Origin of the sequence: Clostridium frigoris (assembly GCF_018861865.1) — a bacterium.
Taxonomy (GTDB): Bacteria; Bacillota; Clostridia; order Clostridiales; family Clostridiaceae; genus Clostridium_AD; species Clostridium_AD frigoris.
The window spans coordinates 59,335-82,720 of sequence record NZ_JAHLDV010000005.1 but is presented as its reverse complement, the minus strand read 5'-3'; the positions used below and the strand labels follow the sequence as shown (position 1 = coordinate 82,720).

Genomic DNA, 23,386 nt, shown 5'->3' with positions numbered 1-23,386 from the left:
CATACTGTGGACTTTCCTTTTTATTTTTTTACTGATTTTTGTGAATTAGGTCAATTTGATAAGGTATGCTATTGCACTTTTATTATGTATGTTAATTCATCTAAGAAGCATGACTCTTTTTTCCAGCTTTTATAATAAGAAAAGGTTATTTTACATTCGCCACAATTCAAGCATTTAAATTTCCAAATAATTTGCTTACTTCCTCCTAAAATATTTGGTTTATTAAAATCATATATTACTTTCTCTTCTAATATTATAATAGAAGGATCAGAAGTAGTGTAATGCCAAGAATATCCGGTTGTAGGAGATTCGGTAAGTTCAATAACCATATGCTCATGAAGAGATATAATGTTTATAAGCTTATTCCCTAAAACTATTGCATTTAACTTGAAATTTTCATATTTTTTATCCAAGTAATTTCCCTCCTTGATCATCACCTATTAGTGTTATTATTATTTCTTTTTTTTATATATTTATTCATGCAACAACAATATCGTAAATTTAATTTTAGTATCCAAATTCAATATTTTATATAAAAAAGTAAAACAAAAAAACATTGCTGTAATAATATGCATATTTAAATTTATAAGCGTATTGGTTAAGATAATATTCCAAATATTATAACCTAAATTATTTTTTATTCTATGCGTAGTATAGACTAAATAAAAATGAGGAAAGATAAATATATTAAATAATTTATGTTGTTAGCAGTGTGGAATAAAATGGTGTATAATTAATATAATAAAGAAAATTTTAATATTAGATATCATGAGTATGACATATTTGTTATACTCATGCCATACTTGTAATCAGTTATGCATAAGCATCATGTTTATTCAATGCTTGTCATTCATATAATATGTAATGTGCTTAAATATAAAATTTACGGAATATGAAACACTTAACGAATTATTTAATTTTTTAAAGAAAGTATTAGGAGGAGAAAAATGGAGTTTAAAATTGGAAGTACATACCATGGCTTTAAGTTAATTGAGGAAAAGAATATAGAAGAGTTAAATTCAGTAACAAGATTATTTGAACATTTAAAAAGTGGAGCTAGATTATTTCATATAGAAAATGATGATGACAATAAGGTTTTTTCTATAGGATTTAGAACACCACCTAAAAATAATAATGGACTCCCACATATATTGGAACATTCAGTACTTTGTGGATCTAGGAAGTTTCCTACAAAAGAGCCCTTTGTAGAATTAATAAAAGGATCTTTAAATACATTTTTAAATGCTATGACTTTTTCTGATAAAACAATTTATCCCTTAGCAAGTAAAAATGAAAAAGATTTCGTTAATCTTATGGATGTGTATTTGGATGCTGTTTTTTATCCAAACTTATACTCACAACCGGAAATATTAATGCAAGAGGGTTGGCATTATGAATTAGAAAACAAAGAAGACAAATTAACATACAAAGGTGTAGTTTATAATGAGATGAAAGGCGCATTCTCATCTCCGGAAGGGTCCCTTATGCGTAAAATTCAAGAATCCTTATTTCCTGACACTTCTTATGGTGTAGAGTCAGGTGGAGATCCAGAATTTATACCAGATTTAACTCAGAAGGAATTTACAGAGTTTCATAAAAAATATTATCATCCATCCAATAGTTATATATTCTTATATGGAGATGGAGATATTGATGAGCAGTTACAATTCATAAATGATAAATATTTAAAAGAGTTTGATAGAATTCAAATTGATTCAGAAATATTGTTACAAAAACCATTTAGTAAGATGAAAGAGGTTAAGATGGACTATCCTATTTCTAGTGATGATGATGAGAAGGGTAAAACCTTCTTAAGTTTGAACTTTGTATCAGGAGATAACGTTACCCAACCAGAAATGCATTTAGCTCTTGAAATTTTAGAATACTTATTATTAGAAAGTGCTGCAGCGCCTTTAAAAAAAGCGCTTGTGGATGCAGAGATTGGTAAGGATGTATTTGGAAGTTTCGATAATAGTATATTACAACCGGTGTTTAGTATAGTAGTAAAAAACTCAAGTGAAAGTGAAAAAGAAAAATTTAAGGAGGTTGTATTTACAACCTTAAAGAATTTAGTTAAAGATGGAATAGATAAAAAATTAATAGAGGCATGTATAAATATTACTGAATTTAAGTTAAGAGAAGCAGATTTAGGTGGCTTTCCAAAAGGATTATTTTACTATATAACTAGTATGGATAGTTGGCTTTATGATAAAGACCCCACTATGCATTTAGAATACGAAAGTTATTTAAGTAAAATAAAAGCTGCATTAACTACAAATTACTTTGAAAAACTTATAGAAAAGTATCTAATTAATAATACCCATAGTTCTATGGTTATTTTGAATGGTAAAAAAGGTCTTGCAGAGCAAAAGTCAAAGGCAACACAAGAAAAACTAGAAAAATACAAAGAGGGCCTCTCGGGGAAAGAAATAGAGGAAATTGTGAAGAGTACAAAAAATCTTAAAGAAAGACAAATGACACCAGACTCTGTAGAAGTACTTGAGACTATCCCTCTACTTGAGCTTTCAGATATTGAAAAAAAGGTAGAACACCTACCTTTAAAGGTAAATGATGAGCAGGGAGTAAAAGTATTATCTCATAATATATTCACCAATAAAATTGCTTATATAAATATATTGTTTGATGCTAAAAAAGTAGATGTTGAGTTAATACCTTATGTAACCTTACTATCAACTATTTTAGGTAGAGTAAGTACGCAAAATACTAATTACTCCGATTTATCTAATGAAGTTAATATTCATACAGGTGGTATTCATTTTACTACAGATGTTTATGGTGAAAATGAAAATTTTGAAAAATATAATCCTAAGTTAGTAGTAAAGACTAAAGCATTAGTTGCAAGTATTCCTAAACTATTTGATATTATTGCAGAAATAATTAGTCTTACTAAATTTGATGAAAAGAAACGTTTGAAGGAGTTAATTCAACAATTAAAATCAAGATATGAGATGAAAATTATTGATAGAGGACATATGGTAGCAGCTGGAAGACTTACATCATACTTTTCACCAGCTTCAGCTTATATAGAAAAAACAACAGGTATTTCATTTTATAAGTTTTTAAATGAAATTGAAACAGATTTTGATAATAAAGCAGATGAGGTTATAAAAAATTTAAATAAGGCATCAAAACTTATATTTAACAAAAATAACCTTATAATAAGTGTTACAGGAGAAGAAGACATATACAATTCATTTGTTAGCGAGCTACCTAAAGTCATTAATGTCCTAGGAGATGAAAAATTACCAGATGCTAAGTATGATTTTGATTTGAGTAAAAATAATGAGGGATTACTGACTTCATCAGATGTTCAGTATGTAGCTAAGGGATATAACTTTATTAAGAAGGGTTATTCTTATTCAGGTAAGATGTTAGTACTTAAGACTATAGCAAGCCTTGATTACTTGTGGAATAGAGTTCGTGTACAAGGTGGAGCCTATGGTGGATTTGCAAACATTGCTAGAAGTGGTAACATAGTATTTGTATCGTATAGAGATCCAAATGTTAAAGAAACTTTAACAGCATATGATGGAATATGTGATTATATACAAAATTTTGAAGCCTCTGATAGAGAAATGACAAAATACATTATAGGTACAATTAGTGAGCTGGATTCACCATTAACACCATCTATGAAGGGTGAACGGGCTACAGCATATTATATAAGAGGTATCACTGAGGAGCAAAGACAAAAGGAGCGAGAAGAGGTATTATCTACAAATTCTGATGATATTATATCATTTAAAACATTGCTCTCTGATATTATAAAAGAGAATTATTTTTGTGTACTCGGAAATGAAACAAAACTTAAAGATAATAAAGAAATATTTACTAAATTAGTAAATGTATTTAAATAAGGTGCCTTATGGCACCTTTTTTTCAAAGAAAAGGAGAAAAGGAGCCATCTACGTGGCAATTGGTATCTTTTTTTTTAAGGGGGATATGAATGTCTATTAAAGTACTTTTCACATATAACTACGGAGGAGAGAAAAGGAAAAATATAGAAGCTTTGGGATATGATTTAAAGGTTGTTTCAGAGGAAAATTTGACGTATAGTGAAGAACTTGCAGATATTGAAGTTTTAGTTTGTTATGACCCTTTTAAGACTCTTGATATAAAGAAAATGAAAAAACTAAAATGGATTCAATTATCTAGCATTGGCATTGATCAATTGCCAGTTGAGTATGTTAAAAATACTTCTATTATAATTACAAATAACAAAGGTGGATACAGTATTCCTATGGGGGAATGGGTTGTGTTAAAAACCCTTGAGATTCTAAAGAATAGTAAAAGATTATATAAAAATCAAGCCGATAGAAAATGGAAAGTGGATACAAGTCTTCTTGAGTTATATGGAAAGACTATAGGGTTTATTGGGACAGGTACAATAGCTAATGAAGCAGCTAAGAGATTTCAAGGGTTTGGTGTAACTATTCTAGGTGTAAATACAACTGGCCATGATGTTATATATTTTGATAAATGTTATGCTATGGATAACCTTCATGAAATGCTAAGGTTATGTGATGTTGTTGTGGTTGCATTGCCATATACTAAATCAACATATCATTTAATTAATGAGGATATGTTTAGTGCGATGAAAGATGGAACTTTTTTTATAAATGTAGCTAGAGGTAATATTGTAGATGAGCCATGTCTAGTTAAGAATTTACAAAATGGTAAACTAGCGGGTGCTGCAATAGATGTATATGAAGAAGAACCTTTAAAAGATAATAGCCTACTTTGGGATTTAGATAATATTATATTAACTTCCCATAATTCTTGGATTTCACAGATGAGAAATGAGCGAAGATTTGAGACTATATATGAAAATATGAAAAGGTATGTAGTAACTAAGGAACTAATAAATATTGTAGATTTAAAAAAGGGATACTAAATTATAAAGATACAGATGCCATTTGCCATGTGGGTGGTACCAAGAGGAGGAAATAATCATGAAAGCAGAAATATTAGCAGTGGGTACAGAAATATTACTAGGCGATATAGTAAATACAAATGCACAATATATTGCTAAGAGATTGGCAGATTTAGGAATGTCAGTATACAATCAATCAGTAGTTGGAGATAATCCAGAAAGACTTTTAGAGGCATATAGATTAGCTTTTAGTAGAGCTGATTTAGTTATAACTACTGGCGGCCTTGGACCTACGAAGGATGATTTAACTAAGGAGGTAGCTTTTGAGTATTTTGGAAAGAAAAGCGTGGTTCATGAAGCTTCTTTAAAAATTATTGAGAACTATTTTAAAAAGACCGATAGAGTAATGGTAGAAAGTAATAAGAAACAGGCGTATTTTCCAGTGGATGCAGTAATACTTCCTAACAATAATGGTACAGCACCGGGATGCATAATAGAAGAAAATAAAAAAATTGTTGCACTTCTACCTGGACCACCTTGGGAAATGAAGCCTATGTTTGAGGAGAGTGTTGTTCCATACCTTAGAAAGTTTGAGCAAGGGGTATTAGTTTCAAAGGTACTAAGGGTTATTGGAGTAGGTGAGAGTAACGCTTCCGAAATGATAGAAGATATATTAGACACGCAAACTAATCCGACGGTTGCACCTTATGCTAAAGAAGGAGAAGTAACATTTAGAATTACGTCAAAGGCTAATACTTATGATGAAGGTATAAAACTTATGGAGCCTATGGAAGCTAAAATACGTAGTAGACTTGGTAATGATAACATTTATGGCGAAGGTGATGTAACTTTAGAAAGTGTACTTTGCGAAATGTTAGTTAATAAAAAGTTAACTATAGCAACAGCTGAATCTTGCACAGGAGGAATGGTTGCAGCAGCACTTATAAATTACCCCGGGATATCGTCGGTATTTATGGAGGGAGCAGTAACTTACACTAATGATGCTAAAATTAATAGATTAGGAGTTAAGAAAGAAACTTTAGATAAGTATGGTGCAGTAAGTAGTGAAGTTGCAGCAGAAATGGCTATTGGAATAGCAAAGACTGCAGGTACTAGCATTGGAATTTCAACCACAGGTATTGCAGGACCGGGTGGAGGAAGTGAGGAAAAACCAGTAGGCCTTGTATATGTAGGATTATATATTAATGGTGAAGTTAAAACCAAGATGCTTAAATTGTCAGGTGATAGGCAAAAGGTTCGAGAAAGAGCGACCAAGCAACTAATAGACCTGCTTAGGAGAGAATTATTATAACATAATTGATCTATATTATTATAAGGACAAAATTTAGTTTATTTATATAAAATGGATAATAAAATAGATCTAGACATAAAAAAAACAGGTATATACACCTGTTTTTTTATGTCTAGATTACAATTATCTCAAATATATGTTGTTTTTATTAAGATATAGAAGTTATTTAGTAGGTAGAACAAAAACTCTTGTTGCTAGCTCGTTATCTAAAATGTAGATACTTGTTGGATCGTCATTAATTCTTCCTAGTCTTTTTATAAGACCGTTGAAATTAGCTTCTTCTTCCACTTGCTCATCAATAAACCATTTAAGTAAGCTTATGGTTGCATGTTCTCTCTCATCTGTTGCAATGTCAGTAAGGTTGTAAATTTTACTTGTTACAATTTTCTCATGTGCGTATGAAATTTTAAAAGCATCAAGGAGAGATTTATAATCGTTTTGAGGATTAGGCATCCCTTCTAGAGTTACACGTCCATTCATTTCATTTATATAATTATAAAATTTCATAGCATGGAATTTTTCTTCCTCAGCTTGTACTTTAAAAAAGTTAGAAAATCCGTCAAAATCTTCAGCAGCGCAGTAAGCCGCTATAGCTAAGTAAAGATGTGCAGAGTAAAATTCAAAATTCATTTGTTTGTTTAGTTCAGTGAACAATCTTTCGCTTATCATAATAATCCTCCTAATATTTTAAGGGTAGTATAAAATAATGAGCATACCCTTAGAAATGTTGATTAGTAATAGTAAATATTATTGTTTTAATAGTAATAATGATTTTTAATTAATTATAAATATTAAACAATATCTATATTATACACTATATATTTTCTATTATACGATATTTAGATAATATATATTAATAATTCAAGGTAATAATTTTTCCAAATCTATAATTCCTGCACCTTGCATATATTTTGGAAAATTTATCAAATTAGAGGATGCCTTTAATAATGCCAATATATCTTTAAAACCTAAATCCTTATTGTTTTCATAGAGAAGGGCACATATACCGCATACATATGCACAAGAGCAGGAAGTCCCGGTGTAAGTGGTATATAAATTAGTAATGCCATGCGGATAAAGCTTTATATTATTTTTTTCGGATATGAATTGTGTGTCGGATATCAATGAACAAATATCAACGCAGGCAGCAATTAAATTTGGTTTATCAAGTTTATGGAAAGGTCCACATGACGAATAATCATATATGATAGGGGTTCCTATGCTATTGTAACCACCTACAGTTATACAGTTATTAAGCGTAGCTATACCTCGTATTGAACTCTTAACACTTTTATTGCTTCCGCTGGGAACTATCACCACAAGACCTTTTAATGCTGCTAAATCGAAAAGTTTAGAAAATAAAGAAAGCATAAATTCATTAGTTTCTAGGGTTTCGAAAGGAAGACAAATAATTTTAATATTGAAGTCCTTACTTTCATTAATCAGAGTTTCAAGTGAAAATAAAATATCAGATATAAATCCTTTACCGAGCTTATTGAATGCCTTAATAGCATAAAGATGACTATTTTTTGCAACACCTTTGTACATGCCTTTTGAGCCGTAACCACTGCCACAAATAACACCACTCATAAACGTACCATGACCATTATCATCATAAGGATAGTTTAAATTATTAACTACATCTATGAATTTTTTAATCTTATTATAAGGATTTATTAAGTCACAATGCGGATATACCCCGCTATCAATTATTCCAATCCCAATACCATTTCCAGTTAATTCATAATTACTTTGGAAGGAGATACCATTAGAAGCGAGTATGCTACTACCACATAAATGTGCATAAGAATCAAAAGTCATATATGTTACCTGAGGATATTCGAGCATTCTATCTATAACGCTTGCGGTTAAAATAGCACAAATACAATTTATGGAGGGAATATGACGTAAAATATCGCATTTTAGAGATTTTATTTTATTAACAGTTTTACTTTCGAGAGATTTATAGTGTATTATCACCCTATAGTTATCATATAGGTTATTTAACAAAGCGTGCTTAAGAGAAGGATCTAACTTATTTTTGAAGGAAAACATGCATGCCTCCTAATGAATTGTTGCATCATTATAGTATATGCAAATTTTAAAAATATGTTAATGAAAAAGAAAAGTATAATTTAAAAGAGGAAAAAATAGATTTAATATTAGGTTAAATGGAAAATAAAATTATAAAAAAAATAAAAAGAGTTTATTACCCTTTCCATTTAAATATTATTATACCTAAAATCATTATGCCTACTCCTATAAATTTAGAAATACCAAATTTTAGTTGGGTAGCTCCAAATAATCCAAATCTATCAATTATACCAGCAGCTAGTAGTTGAGCAACTAATATAATAGCAATAGAACAAGTCGGTCCCATATTTGTTATGCCTAGCATAACAGAAAATATAATTATGGCGCCTAGTACTCCTCCTAGCAAATAAAATTTATTTACGTCTTTTATTGCTTTAAAATTGCCATTACCTACTATAAGAAGTATTATTAAAGTTAAAATAAAACCAGTGAATTGTACAAAAACATTAGTTTCCCATAATCCAATTTTTTCACTTAACCTTGTATTAAAAACACCTTGAAGGCTCATACAGATACCTGCGATTACAGAAAATATTATCCCCAATTACAATCACACTCCTCCAAGGTAGTTTACCCAAAATGTTTTGTAATATTAAAATATTTTAATATCCATTATCTTGTCTTTCATGGTTAATCTTATTTTTGTAAAAATATCCAGCTTCAATATCATCTTCAGAAAAGCCTAAGCTTTGACCTAAACTTAAAAAATTATTAAAGATACTTGAATAGTTATCTAAGGAAGCTGAAGTTGCAAAATTTGCTATTGTTATATATAAATTTAAAAACTGAAGAGATAATTCACAGGTTGAATTTTTTACATTCAAAGTAATATTTTGAAATCTTTTTTCTAATCCTAAACTTAAAATAAAGTGTATACAATCAACATATTCTTCCAGAATTATATCTTTACTTGATGATTCTTTTGTACTCCAAAATTTAAAACAACGAGTTTCGTTTGCGAGCTCGCCGAGTTCTACTTGAAGTGACAATATTTTTTTATTAAATAAAGGCACACCTTCAAGTTGATGCTCAGTCTCAATCCTATGGTCTAAAGTGATTTGCATCTCAAATAATTTATGTAAATTCATATTTTTTAACCACCATTTCATCATTATTATTTATAGGTTTCCAAAGCTCTACAGCACTAATTGTTATAGTTCTTTGGAAATTTTCATCTTTAGCTAAGTTACAAGCAGATAAATACTCGTTATTAGACCATTCTCTATCCGCGAAAGTTGTATTAGCAAGTGAAATATGTAAATTCCAATTTTCAATATGTTCTCTAACGGCAAAGCCTTGTTTGTTTAATGTAGAATTTATGTTTTTAGATAATTCATATATAATACCTTTGTTATCGATGTTTAAGTTTACAGATTTAAAGGGAGAATCAAAACATATTACACCATTTAATTTTACGTCAAATTTAGTGTAATCTTTAAGAATATTTGTTAAAGAAACATCTAAATCAAAAATACTAGGGTTTGTTATTATTTCTAGTGTTATATGAAGCTTGGGTAAATTTGTGTCGGCTCTGTACAGATTATATTTGTTGCAAAGTGATTTTTGCACAGATTCTATATATTCATAGGAAATTTTATCAAATAAGCCAACTAAATAATAAATCATTTTTTCCTCCTCAAAAAAAATATTTTATGCTTTTAATATTTTTTTAACTCATAAGTCTTAACTAACATTTCCTTTTTATTGTTTACTTGTTTCCATAGCTCTAACCTAGAAACCTTTACAAATTTAAAAAAATCGTCTTTGGATAGATTTGTATCAATAGAAATATTACCTAAAGTATATGACTTTTTAATAATATGATTAGCATTAGCTATTAGAATACGCAAATCAATTTTATTATCATCAGTTTTAACGTTAAAGCCATGTAGAGATAAAGTGTCTGTAATATTTCTAGCTATGCGAAAAATATATCCTTTGTCTTCGATTTTAAGATTAACTTGACTTGAGTTTTCAGTTAATTCAATACTGTTGTTTATTCCAACTTTAAAGTGTTTATAAGGAGATAAAATTTTAGAAATAACTACATCTAATTTATCTACATCAGGATTCGTAATAGTACTCACAGTTATATAAAGGCTAGGGGAGCTTTTGTATAGTTTATATTTTCTACAAATATCCCTTTGAATATTTTGAACTATAGAATTTGATAAATCATCAAATAATGCAACTAAAAAGTATTTCATGTTTGTCCTCCAAGTGAAATTAATAACCAAGATTGGTTAAAATTATTTTGATTAAATTATAAGTTTATTATAACATAATTTTTGATCTTTGTATTTTTTGTGTAAATTTATGTAACCAGAATCATTTTGAATTTATTAAGATAAAAAAGTATATGTGAGTTAATATAAATAGTTTTTAATTGTTTGTATAAATTATAATAATAATACTAATAATAGATTTGTAGTAAATAAAGGGAGGTGCTTTTTTATGGAGCATAACAATAGTATAGGTTGCGTAGTAAGTGAATGTGAATATCATTGTAAAGATGACAATTTTTGTACTTTGAATAAAATTGATGTAGTAAAACATGAAAATGTTGCTAAAACACCAGAATGTACAGATTGCGGTAGTTTTAAGACAATGAGATAATATAAAAATCACCCGTAAAAAATACGGGTGATTTTTATATTATCTCAATAAAAATTATAAATATTGTGTTAAACATAACAATATTATCCCACATTTTTAAAATAAGTGCTAGAATATAATGTAGGTATGGTATAATTGAGTTATATGTATAAAAATAAAAATACTTAATATATAAGGTATAGTGAGGATGATACAAATATGGATAAATTGGTAATTAACGGGGGTCGACGTATCCTTGGTCAAGTGGAAATAAGTGGTGCAAAAAATGCGGCAGTAGCAATTTTACCAATAGCTATAATAGCAAGTAAAGGTAAATGTATCATTGACAATATTCCAGATATAGAAGATGTAAATTGTATTGAAAGAATATTGGAAAATTTAGGCTGCGAAATTAAAAGAGAAAAAGATTCAGTTACAATAGATAGCACAAGTATAATTAGCATAGATGCTAATACGGAAGATGTAAGAAAAATGAGAGCATCATATTATTTGATTGGTGCGCTTTTAGCTAGGTTTAAAAAGGCTAAAGTAGAACTTCCGGGAGGGTGTCCCATAGGGGCTAGACCAATAGACCAACATATAAAAGGTTTTGAAGCGCTTGGGGCAACGGTAACTATTGAAAATGGTGCTGTAAATGTTCATGCTGATAGGTTAATCGGAACTAGTATTTACTTTGATGTTGTTACTGTAGGTGCAACGATAAATGTAATGACAGCCGCAACGCTTGCAGAAGGTACAACTATTTTAGAAAATTCTGCAAAAGAACCACATGTTGTTGATGTAGCTAATTTTTTAAATTCTATGGGAGCTAACATTAAAGGTGCAGGTACGGATGTTATAAGGATTATAGGGGTTGAGGAATTAACAGGATGTAACTATAGTGTAATTCCAGATCAAATTGAAGCAGGTACCTTTATGATAGCGGCAGCTGCTTGTGGTGGAGAGGTAACTATAAATAATGTTATCCCAAAACATCTTGAATCAATTTCTGCAAAGCTTATAGAAATGGGAGCAGAGGTACATGAAGGCGGAGATAGTGTTACGGTCAAGGCAAGCGGAAGACTTAAGGCTGTAAATATTAAGACGCTTCCTTATCCAGGCTTTCCAACGGATGTGCAACAACCAATGAATGCATTGCTTTGTATTTCAGAGGGGAGAAGCATAATAAATGAAAGTATATATGAATCTAGATTTAAACAAGTTGATGAATTAAAAAAAATGGGGGCTAATATAAAGGTTGAAGGAACTGTTGCTAAAGTTGATGGTGTAAGTAAACTTAAAGGAACTGTAGTTGTGGCATCAGATTTAAGAGCCGGAGCAGCTTTAGTTATTGCAGGGCTTATAGCAGAAGGTACAACAGAAATTTTAGGCATAGAACATATTGATAGAGGGTACCCCAATATAGAAGAAAAATTTAGAAGTATTGGTGCAGACATAAAGAGGGTTACTATATAACAATTTTAAATTAAAGGAGACAATTATGATTTTTTGTCCATTATATAGTGGAAGTAGTGGAAATAGTATTTTTGTAGCGTCACAAAATACAAAAATTTTAGTGGACGCAGGTATGCCTGGAAAAAGCATTGAAGGTGCACTTAAATATATAAATCAAAACCCAAATGATCTCGATGGTATTTTTATTACTCATGAACACTCTGACCACATAAAGGGTGCGGGTATTGTTTCAAGGAGATATAATATACCCATTTATGCAAATGAAGACACTTGGAAAGCTATGGAGAGTAAAATAGGGAATATAAAAAAAGAGAATATAAGAATTATAAATAATAACTCTGTGGATATAATGGATATGCATATAACAAATTATAAATTATCACATGATGCAGCAGCGCCTATAGGATATGCTTTATATACCGAAAAAAAGAAAGCGTGTATAGCTACTGACTTAGGTTATTTTTCGCCGGAAGTAAAGAATATAATAAAAGATGCTGATGTGGTTTTACTCGAGAGTAACCATGATGTAGAAATGGTGAAATTCGGACCATACCCATATTCATTAAAAAGAAGAATATTAAGTGATGTAGGTCATTTGTCTAATGATGCGTGTGGCCAAGCTATAGTGGATATAATGAGCAAAAAACATAAACATATCATTTTAGGTCACTTAAGTAAAACAAACAATTTCCCTGATTTGGCTTATCAAACAGTGGTTAATATTCTTAAAGAAAATAATATAGAAATAGGTAAGGATATTTCTTTGAATTTAGCTAAAAGAGATATGCCAAGCAATCTAATTGAATTTTAACAACCCAAGAGATGGTTTAATTACATTTAAGAATAAATATTATTACCTCAGTAAATTCAATACTTTAGTGAATTATTAAAGGAGAGGTTAAATATGAAAAAAGCAATCAAAATATTAGTATGTTCTATTCTAGTTGCGTCAACAGTTACATTTTCAGGGTGTGAAGAAAAAGATGAGAAAAGCGTCACGAATAAAGAAAAACTTGAAAATCTAAAACTACCTCTAGAAAAAGATGGCTTTATTCAATTAGGTATTTATTTTGATGGTACTAAAGATGGATCAACAGTAAAAGTAGTTAAAGATGAGAGAATTATTAATAAGGAAGAGCTCATTGGTGAGACTATCATGCAGGAACTTATAAAAGGACCTACTGTAAAAAGTGAATTAAAACCAATACTTCCGAGGGAAACTAGACTACTTAGTTTTTCAATTAAAGATAATATTGCTTATGTAAATTTAAGTAAAGAAGCTAAAATAAAGATGTCAGAGGCGAAAGAAAAAAGTTGTCTTCAGAGTATAGCAGCGTCGCTAACTCAATTGTCGTCTGTAAAAAAAGTTAAAATGACACTTGAGAACAATGATATTAATACTATAGGTGGAAACTTTAATGTATCTAAGCCTTTCAGTAAAGAAGGATTAACACTATTAAACAAATAAATAGTAAATAATAAAAAACGTACAAATATATTAAACATATATGTTGAATATTAACGAAGTTTTTATTATAATAATGAGATATAATAAATATATTATGATTTGAAGGAGAATAGAGTATGAGTTTATATAAAGAATGGACGGATATGGTGGTTGATTATGTTAAACGTAGAGGAGAAGCTGCGTTTTGGCATGACTATGGTGAAATCGAAAGACGTATTTATACTAAATTATTAGCAAACCATACAGAAAAGGTTGAGGGCACAATGGAAGAGCTTGCTAAACACTTTGAAGTATCTAACATATATTTCATGGGATTTACTGATGGAATAAATGATAGTCTTTTAGAACCTGTACAATTAGAAGAAACTGAAAGTGACACAGAAGTTAATTTCAAAGTGGATTTCGAAAAACTTTATTTTAACATGTTAGATGCAAAAGCAGATTATTTATATGAACTTCCTCAATGGGAAGGGATTTTTTCAAAAGAAAAAAGAAAAGAAATTCAAAGATCATATAGAGATTCTAAAATGGTAGTGAATAATGATAAAGTTGGAAGAAATGATCCATGCCCTTGTGGAAGCGGTAAAAAATATAAGAAATGTTGTGGGAAATAATTTTACCTTAATTATATAAAGAAAAAATAAAGAATGAATTACAGTAATAAACTTTGCTTTTAAGCAAGGTTTATTTCTTTTTAGTACCTAAGTTTGATATATGGTATGCAATAGTATATTATATGTATGATAATTGTAATATAAGTAAATTAAAGGGGATTTAGAATGAGAATAACTGTAATATGTGTAGGGAAAATAAAAGAAAAATATCTAAGAAGTGCTATAGATGAGTATTCCAAAAGACTATCTAGATATTGTAAACTTAATATAATTGAGCTAAGTGATGAGAAAACTCCAGATAATGCTTCTGGAAAAGAAGAGATATTAATAAAGGTAAAAGAAGGCGATGCTATACTTAAGAATATTAAGGACAGTATGTTTGTTATTGCTTTAGAACTAAAGGGAAATATGTTATCCTCTCAGGAGCTTTCAAATTACATAAGGAATTTGGGAGTAAGGGGAGAGAGTAATATAGCGTTTATAATTGGTGGATCACTCGGTTTATCTAAAGCGGTTTTAGAAAGGTCAAATTACAAGTTGTGTTTTTCAAAGATGACATTTCCACATCAGTTATTTAGGGTAATGCTGCTTGAGCAGATTTATAGAGGATTTAGAATAATAAGTGGTGAACCATATCATAAATAGGGTCAAATTGTATGATTTAAAATTTTATCCTAGGTGAAGTAAACTTTTAGGTTACAATGTATAAAGATGGGAGGGATGCATAATGAATATTTTAATTGTAGAGGATGAACAAGATATAAGAGAATTGCTAGAAATCCATTTATCAAAAGAAGGATACAAAATTTTTACGGCAGAAGATGGTGTTCAAGCTTTAAATATATTTGAGACTAAAGATATAGATATTGCGCTACTTGATGTTATGATTCCAAAAATTGATGGATTTAAAGTTCTTAAAAAAATTAGAGAAACTAGTGAGATACCAGTGATTTTTATAACTGCAAGGGAAGAAGAGTCTGATAAAATATTTGGTCTTGGGCTAGGAGCTGATGATTATGTAATAAAACCATTTAGCCCTATTGAAATAATTGCACGGGTTAAGGCTCAGCTCAGAAGGTATTATAAGTATGCTAATAAAACTCATAAAACTGGAATAGTTGTTGGAGAATTAAGACTAGACAAGGATAGTTGCTGTATTTATAAAAACAATATAGCTTTAGCTTTAAATCCGAAGGAATATAGGTTATTAGAGTTTATTTTAGAGAATCCAGGAAAGGTATACACTAAAAAACAGTTATATGAAATAGTGTGGTGTAATCCATATTATGGGGATTCAAATACTATTATGGTACACATAAGTCATATTAGAGAAAAAATTGAAGAAGATCCTAAAAATCCTAAATATTTAAAAACAATAAGATGTATAGGTTATAAAATGGAGTTACATCATAATGAATAGAAAAAAGTTAAAAAAATTAGGAATTTACTTTAAAAGCAAGAAAATGGCTACTCAATTATTTAAGAATTATATTGTATTTACAATTATATTAGTTGCAATATTCATTCTAACAATTGTAACTTTATTGTTTTATTTTTCTTCTAATTATTTAGATTTACCAACAGATAAAACTACAGCAGAGTATATTATAAAGCAAAATTATAAAGATATAAACGTAACAAATTTCATAAAACATAAGGGCTATGTTGAAGTACTTGATAAAAATCTAACTATTGTTATGGAAAATGGTAGTAAGCATGAAGTGGGATTTAAATATTCACAAAAGTATTATCATGATATGATTACCAATAATTTAAAAGATGGTTATTTTTATTCTAGTAAATATGGTACCAAGAAAGAGCTTATTCTAATTACAGCTATGCCAAATAGCATATTTGATGCATATACCTGGGGTTTTGAACATAAGCAACAATTGGAAGAGGCTAGTAAACGTAAGAATTATGGATTTAATTTCTTAACAATATTCCCATTTATAATATTTGTATTTCTATTATCTACAATGGTACTTTATTCTAAACTTACATCAATGATTTTTGTAAAACCGTTAAAAAAACTTTTAAAAGGTGTTAACACTGTAAAAAATGGTGAATACTCAACAAGGGTTGAAATTAATTCTTTAAACGAAATTGGTCAACTAAAGGATGCATTTAATTTAATGGCAGAAAAGATACAAAAGGAGAAGTTATTAAAGGAAAAAGCAGAACATAATAGGAAAAGGATGATACTTGATATATCACATGATTTAAAAAATCCGTTAACAAGTATATTAGGATATTCCGAATTTATATTAGAAAATGATGACATTAATATAGAGGATAGAAATAAGTTATTAAAAGTTATTAATAACAATAGTAGACGAGCGAATGATCTAATTCAAGATTTATTCGAATTTTCACGTATTGAAAGTACAGAATATAAATTAGACATAGGTAATCATGATATAGGTGAGTTTTTACGAGAACTAATTGCAGGGTATGTTCCAATTATGGAGCAAAAAGGCGTTTTATATGAATTTAGTATTACAGAAGATGAAGTTGAAATACCATTTGATAGAAAAAACTTAGATAGAGCATTAAGCAACATTTTATTAAATAGTATTAAATATAATAGTCCAGGGATTACTATTAATATCAATCTTTTATTAGATAATAATGATGTTATAATTATTATTGAGGACAACGGAATAGGAATACCTAAAGAATTTCAAGGTAATATTTTTGAACCTTTTGTTCGAGTAGATACTACGAGAAATTCTAGGAGTGGTGGTACAGGGCTTGGGCTTGCAATATCAAAAGCAATAATTCAAAAACATGGTGGGAATATAACTTTAGTGCAAGATATAGATAAGGGTTGCAATTTTATAATAAAATTAAAGAAGAGCGTAGGTAATATATAGATTAGACGTTTTTAAATAGAAGTTAACTGCACCTTGCCTTGTAGGTAGTGTGCAGCTTAAGGTTATCTTATAACACTTATTTGCTTCTATTTACTTTATTAATTTCTTTATCAAGATTTTTTATACGATTCTCTATTTTTTTTAGGGCATTACAGTAATCTAGTAAAGACTCATTAATATGACTATTAGTTTTAAAAATTGAGTATAATTCTTTTCCAAGATCCAGGTAGAGGTTATCCATATTATTTTCTTCAAAGTGGAGTTTATATTTAAGTTTGGATATTTCAATAAAATCTTCGGATTTGTTTGATAAGACCTCTAAACCGTTGCTTATTGAATCTTTAATTTTGTATAAATTAGGGCCTGAAGGCATAACAATTCCTCCTTTTATGGTATAATTTAAATTAAATGGGTAGACTCAATAACATACTATTTAAGAGAATGTGTATATGTGACTAATAAATGCTTACATACCAATAAATATCTTTATTCTCTTATAAATTATATGTAGAATTATTAATCTTAATATGGTGGTGATAATGTGAATAATAGAGAAAGACCAATAGGATTTTTTGATTCAGGGGTAGGCGGAATAAGTGTGTTAAAGGAATCTCTAAAAGTACTTCCTAATGAAGATTTTGTTTATTTTGGAGACTCATTAAATGCGCCCTATGGAACTAAAAATGTAAATGAAGTTAGAAAATTAACTTTCAAGGCAGTAGATTTTCTTTTGGAAAAAGGCGTAAAAGTAGTAGTGATTGCTTGTAACACTGCTACTAGTGCGGCTATTGATGAACTCCGTAACAGGTATAAAGATATACCTATAATTGGTATAGAGCCAGCACTTAAGCCTGCTGTAGAAATTAGTAGGGGCAAAAGCGTAATTATTATGGCAACTCCTATGACTTTAACTGAAAAAAAGTTTGATAATTTAATGAAGTTGTACAACAAAGAAGTTGATATAATACCTTTGCCTTGTGCGGGGCTAGTTGAACTTATCGAAAAAGGAATTATAGAGGGCGATGAGATTAATAAGTATTTAAAAGGAAAGTTAAAAGAGTTTAGCCATTTAGATGTAGCAGCTATAGTACTTGGATGTACTCACTATCCATTTATAAAAAAAGAATTAATTAAGATCGTTGGAGAAAAAACTATTATAATTGATGGAAGTATAGGTACAGTCAATCAATTAAAAAGGCAACTTAATCGTAATAATCTTTTAAATGAAAAGGAAACAAAAGGTATTGTAACTATATATAGTTCATCTATAGATGATAATACAATAGATTTAAGTTATAAATTATTAAAACTATAGTCTTATTATGTAGACTTAAGAGAAAGCATTGTATATATATATAAGAACAGCCTAAAACTATTAAATTAGTTTTAGGCTGTTTTTGTTTTTATTCTGGGATGTAAAATTAGCTAGTATAAGCTAAATACCCAATTTTTAAATTCCATTTAAATAACATAAGGTACTTATAATAAAATTAATTATAGCAATAGCATGACTAGGTGAATAGTATAAACTATACAAAGAAACAACAGAAATAAGGTGATGAAATGAGAGTATTTCAATTTAAAAAAGATAATGAATACAAGGTAGATCAGGATACATTTGATATGAAAATTGAAGGGATAAATAAAATTAATTGTATAACTATAGATAATCCCGTGCAAAATAATTGCTTATGTGTTATAAACCATTTAGTATGTAAATTTGAAGGAAATAAGAACATTGCGCATTTAATTATTACAAATGATGATAAACAATTCAAAGATACAACTACATTTGGTGGTTTAAATATTGGCTATAAGTATGATAAAGGAGAAACATTAGATAATTTAGAAATAGATATAGTTAATATTGATATAAATCGAGCGATTGACATGCTAGAAGAATATTCTTTGATAATACTTCCAGGAGGAAATATCCAAATAAAATTAGAAGAACCACAAGAAAAAATGAGTTTACAGATAAGCGTTGGTAAGGAAAACATTTAATTTTTAATTAGAATGACATTCTTAAGAATAGATAGGTCTTAACTAATTATTTTTGAGAGTGTCCTTATATATAAAAAATAGTAAATGATATAAAATGTGATATAATTTAATATGAATAGATAACATAAAGGAGAGATAAATATATGAATCCAATAGTTACAATTAATATGCAAGATGGAAAAGTGATAAAGGCTGAGTTATATCCAGAAGTTGCACCGAATACGGTAAATAATTTTATTAGTCTTATAAACAAGGGTTTTTATAATGGACTTATTTTTCATAGAGTAATTCCAGGATTTATGATTCAAGGCGGTTGTCCTGAAGGAACAGGCGTAGGTGGACCAGATTATTCTATAAAAGGTGAGTTTTCTTCTAATAAATTTAAAAATGATTTAAAACATTCAACAGGTGTTTTATCAATGGCTAGATCTAATGATTCGGATTCAGCAGGAAGTCAGTTCTTTATAATGGTAGCTAATTCTTATCATTTAGATGGAAGTTATGCAGCTTTTGGTAAGGTAACTGAGGGATTGGAAGATGCTTTAGAAATAGCTAAGGTAAAAAGAGATTTTAGAGATAAACCAAATAAAGAACAAAAAATAAAAAGCATGAGTGTTGATACTTTAGGAATTGAGTACAGTGAGCCAAAAAAAATAAAATAAGTATACATCAACCAAATCAGTAAAAATAATAAATTGTAGGGGGGATATAGTGTGAATCTTATTAATGAAAAAAGCATCCTTGCATATGGACTAACGGGTGTTGAGGAAGAAGTACTTAATGAGTTATTGGCAAAACAAAACATATTACCTTGCAGAGTAATTGAGAAAAATATGGGCAATGTAACAATTAGGGAAGTATTACAAGATATTAAAAAAATAAAGGTTAATACTGAATTACCTAATGAAAAATTACTTATATTTAGTAATTTTGAAGACAAGGAATTGTATGAGCTAATTGATGACATAAGACAAATTAAAAGCAGCGATACAATACTTGCAGCAGTAACACCAACGTCTATAAATTGGACAGTCAATTATCTTATGCATCATCTGATTGCAGAAAGAGAAGCTTATAAGAAAAGTAAATAAAGTACATGATGCATTATATAAATCTTCTGCTATAAGTAGAGGATTTATATTTTGTTGTACAAATAGTTACAAATTTTAAATAAAAATTTTTATATATACCGTAAATGGTGTAAAATTATAATTAAATGATTAAAAATAATTATTCAATTGGAAAGGCGGAGAATTATGAGTAGAGTAGGAGATAGGATTAAACAAGTAAGAGAAACAAAAGAGGTAAGCCAAAAACAATTAGGTAAAAAAATTGGAGTTTCTGAAGGATTTATTAATGATATCGAATTAGGTAAAAAAGTTATAAATGAAAAACTTTTAGAAAAAATATCTAAAATTTTAGGAGAAGAAATAGAAGATAGATCAGTGGCGTTTGAAGATGATCCCAAAGGGGATGAAAGAAATCCAAAACTTGAGAGGCCAATTGCTGGAAAAGTAAATGAAGTTTGGAATGATGCATTTAGCTCAGTTTTAAAAGATGTTGTCATCTATAAATATGATCTAGTTAAAGCTATTGGTATGAGACAAATGCCAATAATATCAAATAAAGTAGAGGGATATGCTCAAGATAAAGTTTTATTTTTAGAAATAGAAAACGATGATATGCAGGGGTTTAGAATTTGCAGTGGAGATGTTGCATTTGCTCATCTGACTCATGAGATAGAAAATAATTCTATATCATTATTAGATTATAATGGGGAAAGAGTTTTAAGGCAAATAAAGAAATTAGATAGTAACAAAGTATTGTTACTCAGTAATAGAATTTCATTAAAAACTGATACAGTTCCACATAACGACATTAAAGTAATTGCAAAACTAGATAGTATACAGTTTAAGTTATAATTATTATTTTAATGGTAAGATATGACTTACAAAGAATGGTATAATTGATATGTAAGGGGTGACTGCACCCAGGATATATATGGGGTGTACTATTCTTATTGTGAGGCATATTTTTTTATGAATATATCATTTACAAATGAAAATTAGCATTAATTGTAGAATAAAAATGATTAATTAATAATTAATAGTGTTAACAAAACACTACTAATAGTTTATAATAAATAGTATGTATGAAATATGCAATAATAGATGTAAATTAACAATTGATTAAAAAAACAAAAGGTAAGTGATATATAAATAAGGGGGGGAACTGTTATTATGAAAGGAACAGTAGTAGCAACTTGGATGAAGACTTGTAGAAAGCTTTATGGGGATGATGTAGTTAACAATGCGATGAAATCTGTAGGGTGGAATTCTAGAAAAATATTTTCACCGGTGGAAAATGTGGATGATATCCAAGTTAAAAATGTAATTGGGGATATATCAAAAAATCAAAATATATCTATTGATGTGCTATGGAGAACCATAGGAAAAGATAATTTAACAGCTTTCCATAGAGATTTTCCTGCATTTTTTAACACTGAAAATGTGTACTCGTTTTTGAAATCGCTGTTTGATATACACGTTGTGATGACAAAAAAATTTGTTGGAGCAAAACCGCCTTTAGTGGGAATAACTCCTATTTCAAGTAGGGAAGCTATTTTTACATATAATTCTAAGAGGGCGATGTTCGATTATTTTTTAGGACTATTGGATGGTACATGTGAGTATTTTAGTGAGAAAGTTCAAATCGAGCAATTAGAAAAAACTACAGATAGCTTAAGTTTAAAGCTTACATTTGATAAGGATATTTATTATAAAAAAACATATAAAATTAATAAAATACTATCATTAGGCTTTGTTAATAATACGCATGGTAAAGTGGGAATATTTACTTTTATTATAGCGTTGCTTGGAGCAATGATGTTGATTGGTACAGATGATATTTTAAAAGCAGTAGGTTTCTCTATAATTGCTGGTGTAGCATCAAGTCTTGCGTCTTTTATAATGGGAAGACCTTTTAAGTTAATTATGCAAACTATAGACCAGATTAATAGCAATAATTATGTTGAAGATGGAGATATAGTTACTTGCGATGAGTACGAAGAGTTATACAAAAACATTAAAAAATATAAAAAAGGATTTAGAGCGGATTTTGTTGAATTTAAAGGTGTGACTGATGAAATGGATACTTTTGCACAAAACATAAATGTGATTTCTAGTAGAATGAAAGATACTTCAGAGGATATATCAGGAGTAGTTGAGCAAATGGCTGATACCTCTGTAAGTCAAGCAGAGAGTACAGAAAATGCTGTTTTAATTTTAAATGATAACATTAGATCACTCACAAATATCGTTAAAAATGAGAATGGCAACAAGGATGAATTAGAAAAAGCTCTTGAAAAGATAAATAATAGCTATGAAAGTGTAGATAAAACGAGTAAAAATATACTTGGAACTTTAGAAAAATTTAAGGGAGTTAAGGATAATGGCATAAGGCTTGAAACCAAGGCTCATGATATAACAAGCATAGTGTCAATTGTTTCTCAAATTTCTGAACAAACAAACTTACTTGCTCTTAATGCGTCCATAGAGGCTGCTCGTGCAGGGGAACAAGGAAAAGGTTTCGCTGTTGTTGCAGATGAAGTTAGAAAACTTGCAGAACAGTCAAAGAGTGCTGTAGAAGAAATTAACAGCAATCTAATTGAGTTTGTTAAGGATATTAATGTACTTGTTGATAAAATCGGTGACCAATATGATATCTTGCAAAATGAGACTAAGGGATTAGAGGATGTAAGAGATATAAGTTATGAGGCTACTATGTCTGTTAGAACAGTTTCAACGGCAATGATAGATACCATAAATGATTTAGATAGAGAAGCTAAGTCTATTGGGAAAATATATGAAACAATAGAGTCGTTAGCCGCAATTTCAGAAGAAAATTCTGCATCTTCAGAAGAGGTAAGTGCAAGTGTTGGAACTTATACAAATGAAATTAAGAAGTTAATAGACAGTATATATGAGTTCAAAAAGATAACAAGCTCATTTAAAGATGATTTGAAAAAATATAAGATATAGTTATTATTAGGGA

The 23,386-nt window shown here is 29.1% G+C and carries 25 protein-coding genes; 17 read left to right on the top strand and 8 right to left on the bottom strand.

What is annotated here, in order from left to right; translation table 11 throughout:
• Positions 1-68: 68 nt before the first annotated feature.
• Positions 69-413, bottom strand: a complete 345-nt coding sequence (locus KPL37_RS03935) for a protease inhibitor I42 family protein (RefSeq protein WP_216146121.1) — start codon at positions 411-413, stop codon at positions 69-71.
• A gap of 534 nt (positions 414-947) precedes the next feature.
• On the opposite strand from KPL37_RS03935, the gene KPL37_RS03930 reads away from it, so the two are divergent.
• The 3 genes from KPL37_RS03930 to KPL37_RS03920 all read left to right on the top strand — a co-directional run bounded on the left by KPL37_RS03930 (position 948) and on the right by KPL37_RS03920 (position 6,206).
• The gene (locus KPL37_RS03930) at positions 948-3,878 is read left to right on the top strand and encodes an insulinase family protein (RefSeq protein WP_216146120.1); all 2,931 of its coding nucleotides are present in this window, start codon (positions 948-950) and stop codon (positions 3,876-3,878) included.
• A gap of 89 nt (positions 3,879-3,967) precedes the next feature.
• Positions 3,968-4,915, top strand: coding sequence for a phosphoglycerate dehydrogenase (locus KPL37_RS03925; protein ID WP_216146119.1), 948 nt, complete (start codon positions 3,968-3,970; stop codon positions 4,913-4,915).
• A gap of 58 nt (positions 4,916-4,973) precedes the next feature.
• Complete coding sequence (locus tag KPL37_RS03920; protein ID WP_216146118.1) at positions 4,974-6,206, top strand: competence/damage-inducible protein A; 1,233 nt, start codon at positions 4,974-4,976, stop codon at positions 6,204-6,206.
• 162 nt (positions 6,207-6,368) lie between these two features.
• Here the strand turns inward: KPL37_RS03920 and KPL37_RS03915 are convergent, their stop codons facing one another.
• The 6 genes from KPL37_RS03915 to KPL37_RS03890 form a co-directional block, all read right to left on the bottom strand.
• Positions 6,369-6,875, bottom strand: a complete 507-nt coding sequence (locus tag KPL37_RS03915) for a ferritin (protein WP_216146117.1) — start codon at positions 6,873-6,875, stop codon at positions 6,369-6,371.
• 192 nt (positions 6,876-7,067) lie between these two features.
• The gene (locus tag KPL37_RS03910; RefSeq protein ID WP_216146116.1) at positions 7,068-8,261 is read right to left on the bottom strand and encodes a S8 family serine peptidase; all 1,194 of its coding nucleotides are present in this window, start codon (positions 8,259-8,261) and stop codon (positions 7,068-7,070) included.
• A gap of 154 nt (positions 8,262-8,415) precedes the next feature.
• Positions 8,416-8,844, bottom strand: a complete 429-nt coding sequence (locus tag KPL37_RS03905) for a DMT family transporter (RefSeq protein ID WP_281418618.1) — start codon at positions 8,842-8,844, stop codon at positions 8,416-8,418.
• A 58-nt stretch (positions 8,845-8,902) separates the two neighbouring features.
• Entirely contained in the window at positions 8,903-9,388 is a 486-nt protein-coding gene (locus KPL37_RS03900; protein ID WP_216146115.1) for a dUTP diphosphatase, read from the bottom strand.
• Entirely contained in the window at positions 9,375-9,926 is a 552-nt protein-coding gene (locus KPL37_RS03895) for a 2'-5' RNA ligase family protein (RefSeq protein WP_216146114.1), read from the bottom strand. Before KPL37_RS03895 ends, KPL37_RS03900 begins: the two co-directional genes overlap by 14 nt.
• A gap of 32 nt (positions 9,927-9,958) precedes the next feature.
• The gene (locus KPL37_RS03890) at positions 9,959-10,507 is read right to left on the bottom strand and encodes a hypothetical protein (protein WP_216146113.1); all 549 of its coding nucleotides are present in this window, start codon (positions 10,505-10,507) and stop codon (positions 9,959-9,961) included.
• Positions 10,508-10,754: 247 nt separating this feature from the next.
• Here KPL37_RS03890 and KPL37_RS03885 point away from each other — a divergent pair, with 247 nt between their 5' ends.
• The 8 genes from KPL37_RS03885 to KPL37_RS03850 all read left to right on the top strand — a co-directional run bounded on the left by KPL37_RS03885 (position 10,755) and on the right by KPL37_RS03850 (position 17,329).
• The gene (locus KPL37_RS03885) at positions 10,755-10,916 is read left to right on the top strand and encodes a DUF1540 domain-containing protein (protein WP_216146112.1); all 162 of its coding nucleotides are present in this window, start codon (positions 10,755-10,757) and stop codon (positions 10,914-10,916) included.
• Positions 10,917-11,114: 198 nt separating this feature from the next.
• A complete protein-coding gene (locus tag KPL37_RS03880; protein WP_216146111.1) occupies positions 11,115-12,371 on the top strand; it encodes a UDP-N-acetylglucosamine 1-carboxyvinyltransferase in 1,257 nt (418 codons plus the stop codon).
• Between the two features lie 25 nt (positions 12,372-12,396).
• Positions 12,397-13,182 (top strand): MBL fold metallo-hydrolase, encoded by a 786-nt coding sequence (locus tag KPL37_RS03875; RefSeq protein ID WP_216146110.1) that lies wholly within the window; start codon positions 12,397-12,399, stop codon positions 13,180-13,182.
• Positions 13,183-13,275: 93 nt separating this feature from the next.
• Positions 13,276-13,839, top strand: coding sequence for a GerMN domain-containing protein (locus KPL37_RS03870; RefSeq protein ID WP_216146109.1), 564 nt, complete (start codon positions 13,276-13,278; stop codon positions 13,837-13,839).
• Positions 13,840-13,955: 116 nt separating this feature from the next.
• Positions 13,956-14,453: an SEC-C metal-binding domain-containing protein gene (locus KPL37_RS03865; RefSeq protein ID WP_216146108.1), complete on the top strand. Its 498-nt coding sequence runs from the start codon at positions 13,956-13,958 to the stop codon at positions 14,451-14,453.
• Positions 14,454-14,618: 165 nt separating this feature from the next.
• Positions 14,619-15,098 (top strand): 23S rRNA (pseudouridine(1915)-N(3))-methyltransferase RlmH, encoded by a 480-nt coding sequence (gene rlmH / locus KPL37_RS03860; protein ID WP_216146107.1) that lies wholly within the window; start codon positions 14,619-14,621, stop codon positions 15,096-15,098.
• A gap of 82 nt (positions 15,099-15,180) precedes the next feature.
• A complete protein-coding gene (locus KPL37_RS03855) occupies positions 15,181-15,873 on the top strand; it encodes a response regulator transcription factor (RefSeq protein WP_216146106.1) in 693 nt (230 codons plus the stop codon).
• The gene (locus KPL37_RS03850; protein WP_216146105.1) at positions 15,866-17,329 is read left to right on the top strand and encodes a HAMP domain-containing sensor histidine kinase; all 1,464 of its coding nucleotides are present in this window, start codon (positions 15,866-15,868) and stop codon (positions 17,327-17,329) included. The genes KPL37_RS03855 and KPL37_RS03850 overlap by 8 nt, the downstream gene beginning before the upstream one ends.
• A gap of 76 nt (positions 17,330-17,405) precedes the next feature.
• On the opposite strand, the gene KPL37_RS03845 is transcribed toward KPL37_RS03850, so the two are convergent.
• Positions 17,406-17,702 (bottom strand): hypothetical protein, encoded by a 297-nt coding sequence (locus KPL37_RS03845; protein WP_216146104.1) that lies wholly within the window; start codon positions 17,700-17,702, stop codon positions 17,406-17,408.
• Between the two features lie 168 nt (positions 17,703-17,870).
• On the opposite strand from KPL37_RS03845, the gene murI reads away from it, so the two are divergent.
• The 6 genes from murI (at position 17,871) to KPL37_RS03815 (ending at position 23,373) form a co-directional block, all read left to right on the top strand.
• On the top strand, positions 17,871-18,644 hold the full coding sequence (murI, locus tag KPL37_RS03840) for a glutamate racemase (RefSeq protein WP_216146103.1): 774 nt from the start codon (positions 17,871-17,873) through the stop codon (positions 18,642-18,644).
• A gap of 248 nt (positions 18,645-18,892) precedes the next feature.
• A complete protein-coding gene (locus KPL37_RS03835) occupies positions 18,893-19,333 on the top strand; it encodes a hypothetical protein (RefSeq protein WP_216146102.1) in 441 nt (146 codons plus the stop codon).
• A gap of 143 nt (positions 19,334-19,476) precedes the next feature.
• On the top strand, positions 19,477-19,995 hold the full coding sequence (locus tag KPL37_RS03830) for a peptidylprolyl isomerase (RefSeq protein ID WP_216146101.1): 519 nt from the start codon (positions 19,477-19,479) through the stop codon (positions 19,993-19,995).
• Positions 19,996-20,046: 51 nt separating this feature from the next.
• The gene (locus tag KPL37_RS03825) at positions 20,047-20,424 is read left to right on the top strand and encodes a DUF3783 domain-containing protein (RefSeq protein WP_216146100.1); all 378 of its coding nucleotides are present in this window, start codon (positions 20,047-20,049) and stop codon (positions 20,422-20,424) included.
• Positions 20,425-20,589: 165 nt separating this feature from the next.
• Positions 20,590-21,255, top strand: coding sequence for a S24 family peptidase (locus KPL37_RS03820; RefSeq protein WP_216146099.1), 666 nt, complete (start codon positions 20,590-20,592; stop codon positions 21,253-21,255).
• Between the two features lie 318 nt (positions 21,256-21,573).
• Entirely contained in the window at positions 21,574-23,373 is a 1,800-nt protein-coding gene (locus KPL37_RS03815) for a heme NO-binding domain-containing protein (protein WP_216146098.1), read from the top strand.
• Positions 23,374-23,386 lie beyond the last annotated feature (13 nt).